General features: G+C 63.7%; 10 protein-coding genes. 2 read left to right on the top strand and 8 right to left on the bottom strand.

Annotated features, from left to right (window positions below; genetic code table 11):
- Window positions 1–13 precede the first annotated feature (13 nt).
- The 3 genes from FA04_RS21905 to FA04_RS21895 all read right to left on the bottom strand — a co-directional run bounded on the left by FA04_RS21905 (window position 14) and on the right by FA04_RS21895 (window position 4,239).
- Window positions 14–1,654, bottom strand: a complete 1,641-nt coding sequence (locus FA04_RS21905; RefSeq protein WP_034799221.1) for a GumC family protein — start codon at window positions 1,652–1,654, stop codon at window positions 14–16.
- A 127-nt stretch (window positions 1,655–1,781) separates the two neighbouring features.
- Complete coding sequence (locus FA04_RS21900; protein WP_418235969.1) at window positions 1,782–2,870, bottom strand: GNAT family N-acetyltransferase; 1,089 nt, start codon at window positions 2,868–2,870, stop codon at window positions 1,782–1,784.
- A 49-nt stretch (window positions 2,871–2,919) separates the two neighbouring features.
- Window positions 2,920–4,239: a lipopolysaccharide biosynthesis protein gene (locus tag FA04_RS21895; RefSeq protein ID WP_034799217.1), complete on the bottom strand. Its 1,320-nt coding sequence runs from the start codon at window positions 4,237–4,239 to the stop codon at window positions 2,920–2,922.
- Window positions 4,240–4,523: 284 nt separating this feature from the next.
- On the opposite strand from FA04_RS21895, the gene FA04_RS21890 reads away from it, so the two are divergent.
- Both FA04_RS21890 and FA04_RS21885 read left to right on the top strand, forming a co-directional pair.
- The gene (locus FA04_RS21890) at window positions 4,524–5,189 is read left to right on the top strand and encodes a N5-glutamine methyltransferase family protein (RefSeq protein ID WP_082936574.1); all 666 of its coding nucleotides are present in this window, start codon (window positions 4,524–4,526) and stop codon (window positions 5,187–5,189) included.
- Entirely contained in the window at window positions 5,186–6,298 is a 1,113-nt protein-coding gene (locus tag FA04_RS21885) for a hypothetical protein (protein WP_034799214.1), read from the top strand. The genes FA04_RS21890 and FA04_RS21885 overlap by 4 nt, the downstream gene beginning before the upstream one ends.
- Before the next feature lie 25 nt (window positions 6,299–6,323).
- On the opposite strand, the gene nadE is transcribed toward FA04_RS21885, so the two are convergent.
- The 5 genes from nadE to FA04_RS21860 form a co-directional block, all read right to left on the bottom strand.
- Complete coding sequence (gene nadE, locus FA04_RS21880; protein WP_034799213.1) at window positions 6,324–7,334, bottom strand: NAD(+) synthase; 1,011 nt, start codon at window positions 7,332–7,334, stop codon at window positions 6,324–6,326.
- Window positions 7,331–8,881 carry a class I adenylate-forming enzyme family protein gene (locus FA04_RS21875; protein ID WP_034799212.1) on the bottom strand — a complete coding sequence of 517 codons (1,551 nt, stop codon included), beginning with the start codon at window positions 8,879–8,881 and terminating at the stop codon, window positions 7,331–7,333. Before FA04_RS21875 ends, nadE begins: the two co-directional genes overlap by 4 nt.
- 20 nt (window positions 8,882–8,901) lie before the next feature.
- On the bottom strand, window positions 8,902–9,168 hold the full coding sequence (locus FA04_RS21870) for an acyl carrier protein (RefSeq protein WP_034799210.1): 267 nt from the start codon (window positions 9,166–9,168) through the stop codon (window positions 8,902–8,904).
- Window positions 9,169–9,191: 23 nt separating this feature from the next.
- The gene (gene asnB / locus FA04_RS21865) at window positions 9,192–11,129 is read right to left on the bottom strand and encodes an asparagine synthase (glutamine-hydrolyzing) (RefSeq protein WP_034799209.1); all 1,938 of its coding nucleotides are present in this window, start codon (window positions 11,127–11,129) and stop codon (window positions 9,192–9,194) included.
- A 146-nt stretch (window positions 11,130–11,275) separates the two neighbouring features.
- Window positions 11,276–11,479, bottom strand: coding sequence for a hypothetical protein (locus FA04_RS21860; RefSeq protein ID WP_034799207.1), 204 nt, complete (start codon window positions 11,477–11,479; stop codon window positions 11,276–11,278).
- Window positions 11,480–11,551: the final 72 nt, after the last annotated feature.

Raw genomic sequence — 11,551 nt, 5'->3', positions numbered from 1 at the left:
GATGGCCGCCCTCTCACGGCGCCAGGGGCTGCGGACGACGGATGTATCTCCACAGACCGAGGGCAAGCGCGAGGGATATGCCGAGAATAGTCCCCAGGAAACCGCCGCCGGCGACCAGAACCACGGTGCGCGGCGGCCAGCTGCGCGCATTCGGCGGCAAGGCGCGCGAGATCACGCGAACATTGGTCGTGTCGATCTGCTGGCGTTCGGTGATCTGCTGGGCGCGCGCCAGGTGGGTCTCATAGATGGCAGCCTTGGCGCGCGCGTCCCTTTCGAGGTCTCGCAGCTGCACCTGGGCTTCGTTGTCGGAGAACACGTTCGACTTCTCGTCGCTCGCCTTGGCGCGCAAGGCCGAAAAGGCCTGCTGCTCCCGGTCCATGTCCGCCTTGGCGCGATCGAGGATGCGGCGCGCCTCGTCGGCCATGGCCGATTCCAGGTTCGCACGCTCCGAGCGCGCATTGACGAGGCGGGGATGGCGCTCCCCATAGGTGCGCTGCATGGAGGCGATCTGCTGCTGCAGCACGTTATACTGCTCTCGCAGGTTCGTCATGTTGACGGATTCAAACTCGGATGCACTTGCGGTCCGCCCCTGTGTTATCGCGTCGTTCATCTGCCGGTAGCGGGTATCGGCCTGGATGAAGCGCTGTTGGGCGTCGAGAACCTGGGTGTTGAGTTCGTTCGAAAGCTGATTGCTCACGAGCTGACCGTCATTGGTCGACTGCAGCCCGTTCTTGCGGCGGAAATCCTCGACCGCGCGTTCGGATTCGGTGACGTTGTGGCGCAACTCGTCGAGCCGGGCGTTGAGGCTCTGCGCGACGCGACCGGCGCTCTCGGCGGCGGACTGAAACAGCTCCTGCTCGAAAGCCGCGACGATCGCATCCGACAGCGTCACCGCTTTCGCAGGCTCTTCGCTCCAGACCTTCATCACCACCACGAAGGACCGCTCTTCGCGCCGGGCTTCCACCCGCTCCGACAAGGCCCGCATGGCAGCAAGCTCGTTTCCGGCCTGCTGCTCCGCCTTCGTCGAGAAGAGGTTCTTCAGCGAACTGAAGGCCGAGGGCTTCACGAATTCCGGGTCCTCGGTGAGGCGCATCTGGGTGATCACCCGCGACAGCACATTGCGCGACGTCAGGATACGCAGCTTGCTTTCCACTTCCAGCAACTGCGCATCGCGCTGCGGATTGGTGGTGAAGACGTCATCGCTGACGACATTGAGGTTGGACGGATCGACGACGATATCGGTGTAGACCGTATAGCGGGGCGTCGCCGTCATCGCATAGGCGAGCGCGGCCCCCACACACAGGACGAGCGCCAGCACGATCCAGATGAGCCCGTCGCGCAACCAGCCGATGATATCGTCGACGCCGATCCGGCTGAGGCCACTCAACCCGGGAAAATAGCTGTCGCGAGGCGCGCCGGCCGCTCTGGACACGGGCGGTACCAAGTCAGCCGGATGGGGCGAGGCTTTCGGAATATCTCTGGATTGATGCTGGACTTCGGCGGGCCTGTCTGTTGCCGAACCGTCAGCGCCAGACTTCGCTTCGTGAAGGTCTGACGAGAGCAGATCGAGCAGCGAGCCTCTTTCGACCGGTGCACGCTGCTCGCGTGCCGGTTGGCTGGCCCCCTGTTTTCCGGCCTCGTCCGGCCTATACATAAGCATCCCTCACGCACGCCCATCAAGACGCGAAGATCGTGACCCCGCGAGCCGCCTTCTAGCGCAGAATTAAGGTTGTACGGTGAATATTCCGTTAAACGGCAGGATTGCCGCTTAACCCGTCGCTTCAGAAGTCGGTCAACAACCGGCTCCAGCTCTCCGATGCCAGACCGCCCACATAGATATCGTTGCGCTGGGCCGCGTCTTTCAGATCCGCATGCCGCGTCACCATGCAGAAATAGCCGCGATGGTGGAAGGACAGCCATCTCTGGCGCGAGATCGCATTCATGAGGAACGGCTGCGAGCTGCCGACGGCGAGCGCGTAACCCTCGGCGTCAAGCGCATGGAACATCTGTGCGGTGACGGCGAACTCACGGCCGGCCTCGCAGACGACGTTGAGCACCGTTGCCCGCTCGCCGGCCTTGCCGAAGTAGAGATAAGCGCCGATGACGCGCCCGCTTTCATCCCGGACCTCGCGGCAGAGAAGCTCGCCGAGCGGCGTGTTCAGTCGCGCGACCGTCACCAGCCAGTCGAATTCGCTGCGCGACCAGACCGGCCTGACGGAAAATCGCTGCAGCATGGGTTCTGCGAGATCGACGAAGGCAGCGGGATCAATGGCGTGCGTCGTGCAGCCGGCAACGGGATCGGGCTTGGTGCGCGGGCGGCGGCGGCGCAAAAGCCGGTCCGCAAGCGCAAGCGGCTCGGAGAGCATCGGGGATCTGAGCAGGCGCACTTGCCTGCCAACCGTCAGCCCCCAGGCTCTGAACGGCCGGAAGGAGCGGCGCCAGTCGAGGCTCTGGATCGGCAGCACGACGCCACCACCAGCGACCCAGTGATCGGCGCTGACCGGAGACGAGTTGTCGGAAAAACACATGTCTTGCCGTGTCGCACGCATGGCGCGCGCCAGGCAGGCGGCGCCGACCGCACCGGCCTTGCCCTCGGACATGAAGGCGCAGAGAAGTTTCGCCACCGTTCGGCGACCGTTGACCGTGAACTCCATGGGAATCGCTAGAATGGCGCTGCCGATGCCGCCGGTCCCGTCGTCGTAGACGATGCTGCCGTGTTCCGGCGCATAAAGCGGGCTGCCGAAGAAGATGGTCTCGACATAGTTCTGAAGCTCCGCGCTCGCCTCTTGCTCCCGCTTGCGAAAGATCCGGGTGAACATGCTGCTGACGGCTGGGATATCCCGGGGTTCCATGGCGCGCACATTGCCCATCCGGGGCATTTCCCGTCCGGACGACCGTGCGGCCTGGATCTTCCCGAGCTCAACCTCCATGCACCACCCCCGTCGACAGGGAGGCCGCGCCGGCCTGTTCCCGATCGCGCCGCACGAAGCGCAGGAAGACCGCCCATGAGACGATCACCATCGCGGTCTCGATCACGTAGAAGGAAATAAACGTGCCTGTCGGCGGTGCGTACCAGGTCGCCCAGGCGGTGAGTGCCGCACCAAGCACGCTGCCAAGGCCCATGACCAAAGCGCGCGCCGGATGGTGGCCGGACGCACCAAGGGCCTCCATCGCCACCGACCACATGGCGAGCGGCACCACGACCCAGCACAGGATGCGAACGAAGGAAACGAGGGAGACGTAGTCCTTGCCGAAGAGATAGGGCAGCACCGGCGCCAGCACGAAAACGGCAACGGCCGCGGCAATGCTGATCGAGGTGGCCGCGAACAGAACCTTGCGCACGCGCTCGAAGGCGTGGTGCAGGCCGGCTGCCGTTGCCTTTGCCGAACCCGGATAGATCAGCCGGTTCAAGGCCTCAACCGACAGATAGCTGCTCTCCAGCATGCGCCGCGCGACGCTGTAGCTGGACATGACCTCGGCGCTCGCCACGAGGCTCAGGACCAGAAGGTCGGCGTTCTGCCGGACGGCGCGCAGGATGAACGGGATGCTGAAATAGAGCCCGAGCGGTAGCTCTTCCCGCACGATGCCATAGGTCGGGCGTCCCAACCCCTTGACCGCTCGCCAGCAGCCGAGGGCCACGATTACATGGCATACGAACTGCCAAACAGCCCAGGAGGCCACCGTCGCGACCCCGAAGGCGATGCAGGCGAGCGCTGCAGCTATGGTGCGCGCCAGGGCGAAACCGACGACCACCTTGTTGGCCGAGGCAAAATTCGAATGCGCAAGAAAGATCTGCTCCGCCAGCACGATGACCCGCACGAAGATGATGTTGGTCACGAGCATCAAGGTGATCACCGCGACATTGGCCGCGGGATCGGGCGAAAGCGTGAAGAAGAACGGCAACACCGCTGCGCCGAGCAACACCAGCAGCACGCCACTGATCGAGGTCAGAATGATGTTGTGGCCGAGCATCTGCGGGTACATGCCCCGGTCGCGCGCGACACGGCGCACCAGGCACTCCATCGCGCCGAGACCACAAAGGTGAACCGCGATGTTGGCAACGGCCGTGATTGCGACGAAGACACTGAATTCATGCACGCCGAGAAAGCGCGCGAGGATCGCAAAGGTCAGAAGCTGCGCAGCCGAGCCAATGACAAGGCTGCCGCCGGATGCAGCATAGGATATGATCATCGAGAGGAACGGTTTGTGCGCGCGTTCCTTCACACCTTCCGAAGCCATTCCGATCTGCCCTTGACCTCAACCCGTCATTGTTACACGCAAAAAGCGTTCAATGACAGCGAGCACCCGCCTTCTGATCACGCGCACGGTAACAGGCAGAAATGATTGCGCGGTTAACGTGCTCGCGGCAATTGTATTTCAGCTTCCGTTTACTCAATTGCACTAGGCTGCGGTCCGCACGTCTACAGAGTTTTCCAGCGACATGAGGAGTGGCTGTGGCGCAAAACGACAGCAATCAGACCGACCGACCGACCGAAGACCGGGCCGCAACACTGCACCGCTTCATGGGTGTCGAACTGGAACTTGCGCCCGACGTCCTGGTTCCACGGGAAGAAACAGAGCTTCTTGGAAAAAGAGCCGTCTCAATCCTTGAAGGCGCCCCCCTCGACGTCACCATCATCGACATGTGCTGCGGTTCCGGCAACCTCGCCGTTGGTATCGCCAGAGAGATCCCGTCGGCGCGTGTCTGGGGCGCTGACCTGACGGACAGCACCGTGGCGCTTGCCCGCCGCAACGTCGATCGGCTCGGCCTCGGGTCGCGCGTCTTTGTCCGGCAGGGCGATCTTTTTGCGGCGCTCGAAAGCGACGATCTCCAGGGCAAGATCGACATGGTGGTCTGCAATCCACCCTATATCTCGACCGGCCGGCTGGAGGGGGACCGCGCGCATCTGCTCGACAACGAGCCGCGCGAGGCATTCGACGGAGGCCCCTACGGCATTTCCATACACCAGCGCCTGATCCGGGACGCCCTTGCCTTCCTGAAACCGGGAGGCTGGCTGTTGTTCGAGTTCGGCGAGGGCCAGGATCGGCAGGCGGCTGCACTTCTCTCACGGGCGAAAGCCTATGCACCGGTCACCTTCGCATCCGACCGTGACGGCAAGCCGCGCGTCGCCATCGTCCAGAAAATCGCCGGCCCGGCAGAGGCCGGCGCCGGAGAGCAGGCCCGATGAGCGAAATCCGTTCGCTAGACCACGCGGACGTTCCAGCGGTCGCCGGAATGTTCCAGCGGGTGTTCCGTGACGAGCGGACCGCTTCGCCAGCACTTGCCGACTATATGCGGCAACTCTATCTCGACGGGCCAGGCTGCGATCCGGAAATCAGACCTCTCGTGCATGTGAACGACGAGGGTCGGATTACCGGCTTCGTCGGCGTCAATGCGCTGCCGATGACACTGAACGGCCGGCACTTGCGCGCCGCGATCTGCGGATCGCTGATGGCGGAAGACCGGGAAAGCGACCCCTTGGCCGGAGCGCGCCTCATGAAGGCCTTCCTCGCCGGTCCGCAGGATCTATCCTTCAGTGAGACAGCAAGCGAAGTCTCTGTGCAGATGTGGACGCGGCTTCGGGGCGTGGTCCTGCCGCAATACAGCCTCGACTGGGTGCGCGTCATCCGTCCGGCGACCTTTAGCCTGAGCGTCGCCTCGAACCGCATCAAGCCCGCCCGGCTCGCCGCCCCCTTCGCGCGCGCACTCGACAGGTTCTATCGCAAGCGCATGGGCCAGGGCGAGCAGCGCTGGTCCGCCCTGCCCGAGGCGGGGGCGGCACCGGCCGGCTTCACCGCGACCGAGACGGACCGCAGCGGCTTTGCCGCCGTCGTCGACCAGTTCACCGCGCCGTTTCCGCTTCGCCCCGAATGGAGCGACGGGCAGCTCGACCACATCCTTGCCGATGCCGAAAAGAAGCCCGAGCAGGGCGAACTCGCCTACGCGCTGGTGACGGCGCGCACGGGCGCCGTGGTCGGTGCATTCGCCTACTACGTCAAAGCCGGTGAAATCGGTCGGGTACTGCAGATCCTGGCGCGGCCAGGGCAGGCCGGGCCGGTCATTGACTGCCTGGTCGACGAGGCGTCGAGACGTGGGCTTGCGGGTTTGCGCGGGCGCACGCAACCGGCGCTGATGGAAGCCATGCTCGGCCGACGCATCGCCTTCGTGCACGTCGCCTCGACCGTTGTGCATTCGCGCGACCAGACCATCGTCGAAGCCTGCCGCGACGGACAGGGCTTCTTCAACGGCATTTCCGGCGAATACTGGAGCCGGCTGATCGGCGGCAGCTTCGATTGACGATGGGCGGCGGTGCGGCCAGGCCTCAATAGCCGGCAATTTCCTCCACGGGCTGCACCAGTTGCGGCCCGAGATGCAGGTAGCGCGTCGCCTTGCGCTTGGCGGCGATATCCGCCCAGACCCTTTCGACCTGGACCACGGTCAAGCCGGCCGCCTTGGCGACGGCCTCGATCTCGATCCCGTGATTGAGGCCATAAAGGCAGAGGTCCATGCGGTCGTAAGGCAGGGAGAAATAGAACTCCTCCTGCGTCTGTTCCAGCGAATAGGTGTCGGTCGTCGGCGGGCGACGGCAAACTTCCGCGGGAACGCCGAGATGGGCGGCAAGCGCATAGACCTGCGACTTATAGAGATGGGCGATCGGCTTTACGTCGGCGGCGCCGTCGCCGTTCTTGACGAAGAATCCCTGGTCGTATTCCAGCCGGTTGGGCGTGCCGAGTACGGCAAAGTTCAACCGGTCGGCATGATAGTACTCGACCTGCTTGCGAGTGCGTTGCTTCATGTTGGTGGCCGCAACGACGCCGAGATAGACCGAGGGCGGCATGCGATGTTTCGATTGCACGCCTTCCGGGCTCTGAACGACCAGCGAGGAGATGTTGTAGCCTTCTCCCTCAAGCGCGTTGGCGATGACGACCTTCGAGGCCCACCCGTCGCCATAGTCCGGAACCAGTTCCCGGATGAAGGCGTCGCGGCGCTCGTAGCAGCCCATGGCCTTGAGGATCGGCCCGATGTCTTCGACGATCGCCTCGACGCCGAAGGTTTCAGCGACCAGCCGGCCGAAGCGCAGGCTTTCCGGATCGGAATCGTTTTCCGGCATGAACAGGCAGAAGACGTTCTTGGCGCCGACCGCGCGCACCGCAAGCGCCACGGAAACGCTGGAGTCGATGCCGCCCGAAAGCCCGAGCACCAGACCGCGCTTCTTCATGGAGCGCAACTGTCCGCGCAAGGCGGAAACGATGCGATCGGTCTCGGCCGCGTGGTCGATTGTCAGGGTTTCGGCCGAAAACGGGCCATTGCCCCCGGTTGTTCTGATGTTCATTGTGCAGGCTCCATCGTCTCGGCGGCAAGTCGGCGGCTGACCTTGCCGGTATCCGTCTTCGGCAGTTCGGTGCGGAATTCGATGATCTTCGGCACCATGAAATCTTCGAGGTGGCGGGTGCAGTGGCGGATGATGTCCTTGTCGGTCAAGTCAGGATCCGTGCGCACCACAAGGGCAGCGATCGCGTGGCCGAGAACCGGATCCGGCATGCCGATGACGACGGCCTCGGCAATGCCGGGATGGGCATGGAGCACGGTCTCGACTTCCTTGGGCGCGACCTTCTCGCCGCGGGTCTTGATGATATCGTCCTTGCGGCCGACGAAATAGAGAAAGCCCTCTTCGTCCGTCTGGAAAAGGTCGCCCGTATAGAGCACCTTCTCCCAAGGGTTCGGCCCGGGCCGCAGCATGCGCTCGGTCGCCACGTCGTTGCGCCAGTAGCCCTGCATTACATGCGGCCCGCGGATGACGAGTTCGCCGGGAACGCCCGGCGGCACGCGGCTGCCCTCGTCGTTGACGACGAAGGCTTCCGTGTTGGGGATGGCAATGCCGACGGAGCCCGGCCGGCGATCCAGTTCCTCCGGCGGCAGGTAGGTACAGCGCTTGCACTCTGTCAGCCCGTACATCGAATAGAGTCGTGCGCCCGGGAAAAGCTCGCGCAGGCGGGCGATATGCGGCGGCGGCAGGGCGGCGGCGGTGTTGGAGAGGTAGCGCAGGCTCGGCAGGAAACCCGGCTCAAGGTCGCGCATCTGCAGGATCATCGCCGCCATCGTCGGCACCAGCGGGAAGCCGGTGACGCCCTCCTCGCGAATACGCTCGAAGATCGCATGCGGGAACGCGAAGGACTTTTCGAGCACCAGCGTCGCCCCGAGCCTGATCGCCATCAGCAACTGGTAGAGCCCATAGTCGAAGGCGAGCGGCAGCACGTTGAGGATGATATCGTCGTGCTCGTTGCGCAGATAGGTGGTGATCGATTCCGACGCCGCATCGATGTTGCGGTGGGTCATCATCACGCCCTTCGGGCGGCCGGTCGACCCCGATGTGTAGATGAGCATCGCCAGATCGACGTCAATGCCGCCATGCGGCACCGGCGTCGCCTCCGCCGACAGGCAGCCCTCGAAGGGCACCGCTCCGGCAGGCGACTGGCCATTGGGCGCCGCGGTCGATGCGACGAAGATATCCGCCTTGCCGCTGCTCTGCGCCCGGGCGTCCGCCACCACCGGCATCAACTTGGCCTGCGTCAGGATCGCAGCCGCCTCGCAGTCGTCGATGATGTAGGCGAGCTTGTCGGCCTTGGTCGAGGCGTTGATCGGACTGAAGGTCGCGCCCGCCTTCAGGATCGCAAAGATCGAGACGGCCGCCTCCCAGCAATTGTCCATGAACACGAGGACGCGGTCGTTGCGCTTGACGCCTGCCTTTGCCAACGCGGCCGCCAGCCGGCTCGACAGATCGTCGAACTCGCCGTAGCTGAGGCGCTTGCGATCGGTGACCAGCGCCGTCTTGGCCGCATGCCTTGCCGCATTGCCGATGAGAAACTGCTCGAACCGCATGGAACGCCCTCGGGTCTTGGTTAGGCCGTGGCCGGCACTCCGGCCTTTGCCTCGATGAAGGCCGAGATGCGCGCGAGCGAATCGAGGTTCGCCGGCACGATGTCTGCGTCGGCCATGGCGATGCCGAACTGGTCTTCGATAAAGGCGACGAGTTCGAGAACGCCGGTCGAGTCGATGATATCGTTCTCGATCAGAGAGGCGCCGTCGGCGAGATCGTACGAGGTATCGCCAAACAGGAAGTTCTCGATGACAAAGGCCCTGACCTTGTCCTTGATGGTTTCCGTCATTTCATTTCCTTTCCCAATGGGTTTCAGGCCGCTTGAGCGGCGCGGATGCTGGTGCCGGTAAAGGTCTGGAGCCAGAGCTGCGTCGACAGGATGCCGACGAAGGCGGCATTGTCCCTAAAGCCGGTAGTCGGTTGCGACTGGCATTTCTCGTAGAGCTTGCTGACGGCCTTGGCATTGAACAGACCGCTGTCGCCGATGCGTGTCTCGCTCATGGCATCGCGAACGTATTCCAGTTCGCCGGCGCCGGTGAAGGAATGGCTGTCGGGCGCGCGGTAGGGCTGCTTGGTGCGCTGACCGATGGTCGGCGGAAGCAGGTCCTTCGTCGCTTCGCGCAGGATGTGTTTTTCCACCAGCCCCTTCAGTTTCATTTCCGGCGGCAGGCGCGTCGCGAACTCGACGAGGCGGTGGTCCAGGAACGGGAAGCGTCCTTCGATCCCGTGCGCCATGGCCATGCGGTCGCCCTGGCTGGAGAGAATGTAGCCGGGCAGAAGGAAACGGCTTTCGAGATACTGCGCCTGGTGCAGCGGATGCCAGCGACCGAAGGCAGCGGGAAGCCGGCTCGCCAGATCTTCGGCCGCGTCGTAGTCCTTCAGCGTGGCGCGCAGGTCAGGAGAAAAGAAGATCTTGGTCGCGGCCGTGCTTTTGAACCGCGGGCGGTGCGAGAACAGCGGGTCGTTGAGCGGCACGTCGCCGGCGCCGAAGAAAGCGGCGAGATATTCCGCCGATTGCTGCTGCAGGCCCGGCAGATAGGGGTAGAGCTTGCGGAACAGGTGCGGCCGGATTCGCGAGCCGGGCTGGCGGCCACAGAAGCGGCGCACCCGCGCCTCCTTGAAGATATCGTATCCGGCGAAGACCTCGTCGGCGCCCTCGCCCGTCAGCACGACCTTCAATCCCTGCTCGCGCACGAGACCCGAGAGCTGGTAAAGCGGGGCGGGTGCCGTGCGGATAATCGGACGTTCGGCGAAACGGACGACCTGCGGAAAGACCTTCGCGATGTCGCCGGCACGACAGGCGACCGCGCTATGATGCGTGCCGAGCGCCTTCGCCATTTCCATCTGGAAGGCGCTCTCGTCGTGTTCGACGCTATCAAACGTCACGGAAAACGTGCGCAGACCCTGCGGCGCCATTCCGGCTGCAAGCGCCGAGACGATGGAGCTGTCGAGCCCGCCCGAGAGATAGGATCCGACGGTCACGTCGGCCCGCATGCGGATCCGGGTCGCATCGGTAAGAAGGGCGCGTAGTTCCTCGGCCGCGCTGCGCTCATCGGCAAACAGCGGCGGCGCGTCGTGGCCCGGATAGTCGAGTTGCCAATAGGGGCGGATCGACGTCTTGCCCTTCTCGACGATCATCAGGTGAGCCGGCTCGAGCTCGTGAATGCCACGAAAGCCGGTCCGCGGCGCGATCGGCGCCCAAAGGGTAAAAATCTGGTCGAGCGCAACGGGATCGAGTTCGGCGGAAATGCCGGGAACCTGGAGCAGCGCCTTGATTTCGGAGGCGAAATAGAATGTCCCGGCATGGGTCGTGTAAAACAACGGGCGCACGCCCATGCGGTCGCGCGCCAACACCATGCGCTGACGGCGTCTATCCCAGATCGCGAAGGAGAAATCGCCGTTGAGGACGGACAGGCAGTCCTCACCCATCACGGCGTAGAGATGCAGGATGACCTCGGTGTCGCTCGCGGTGCGGAACCGCCGCCCCTTGGCGCGCAGTTCCTCGCGCAATTCGACGTAGTTGAAGATCTCGCCGTTGAAGGCGATCGAAAGGTCGCCGGTTTCGTCGGACATCGGCTGCTGGCCGTCGCCGAGACCGACGATCGACAGCCTTACATGGGCGAGCCCGGCCTCCGGTGCGGCAAAAACGCCGTTTTCGTCCGGGCCACGATGCGCGATCGCAGAGGCCATCCTTTTGAGAAGGATTTCCGCATCCGGGACCGACCCGAAATAGCCACCGTAACCGCACATGCCGAGATACTTTCACACCGTTCGATCACTGCCGGACCATAAACCGCATGACGGAATCATGGGTTAATCTCCGGCATTTTCTAGTTGTATGGTAAATACCGCCGTTCAGGCGCCGCGTTGAGGATAAGCGCCGCTGGCCCTTGCCGTCAGCGCTCCGGAATTCGTCTTTTCGATGCCATCCTGAGCATCAGATACAGAAACAGAATCGGCCAGAAAACGCAGACCAGAAGCCCGGCCACGCGGTACATGTTCCAAGGTGCATGCGCCTGCAATCCTTCAAGGTAGGTCATCCCCACGAGAAAAAACGCCGTCAGGCCATAGGCGACACCGGCAACGTATAACCAGGACATGCAACCGCCCTCCGCGACGCGCCACAACCAAAACCAGGAAATAGCAGCAGCGAACCTATACCACCGGAAGTA

It is taken from the genome of Ensifer adhaerens (genome assembly GCF_000697965.2).
Classification (GTDB): Bacteria; Pseudomonadota; Alphaproteobacteria; order Rhizobiales; family Rhizobiaceae; genus Ensifer; species Ensifer adhaerens.
This window is presented reverse-complemented; position numbering and strand designations above follow the sequence as displayed.

Excerpts from the sequence above, each read along its gene's own strand:
- FA04_RS21905 (WP_034799221.1), bottom strand. The coding sequence starts at position 1,654 with ATGTATAGGCCGGACGAGGCCGGAAAACAGGGGGCCAGCCAACCGGCA.
- FA04_RS21900 (WP_418235969.1), bottom strand. The coding sequence starts at position 2,870 with ATGGGCAATGTGCGCGCCATGGAACCCCGGGATATCCCAGCCGTCAGC.
- FA04_RS21895 (WP_034799217.1), bottom strand. The coding sequence starts at position 4,239 with ATGGCTTCGGAAGGTGTGAAGGAACGCGCGCACAAACCGTTCCTCTCG.
- FA04_RS21890 (WP_082936574.1), top strand. The coding sequence starts at position 4,524 with ATGGGTGTCGAACTGGAACTTGCGCCCGACGTCCTGGTTCCACGGGAA.
- FA04_RS21885 (WP_034799214.1), top strand. The coding sequence starts at position 5,186 with ATGAGCGAAATCCGTTCGCTAGACCACGCGGACGTTCCAGCGGTCGCC.
- nadE (WP_034799213.1), bottom strand. The coding sequence starts at position 7,334 with ATGAACATCAGAACAACCGGGGGCAATGGCCCGTTTTCGGCCGAAACC.
- FA04_RS21875 (WP_034799212.1), bottom strand. The coding sequence starts at position 8,881 with ATGCGGTTCGAGCAGTTTCTCATCGGCAATGCGGCAAGGCATGCGGCC.
- FA04_RS21870 (WP_034799210.1), bottom strand. The coding sequence starts at position 9,168 with ATGACGGAAACCATCAAGGACAAGGTCAGGGCCTTTGTCATCGAGAAC.
- asnB (WP_034799209.1), bottom strand. The coding sequence starts at position 11,129 with ATGTGCGGTTACGGTGGCTATTTCGGGTCGGTCCCGGATGCGGAAATC.
- FA04_RS21860 (WP_034799207.1), bottom strand. The coding sequence starts at position 11,479 with ATGTCCTGGTTATACGTTGCCGGTGTCGCCTATGGCCTGACGGCGTTT.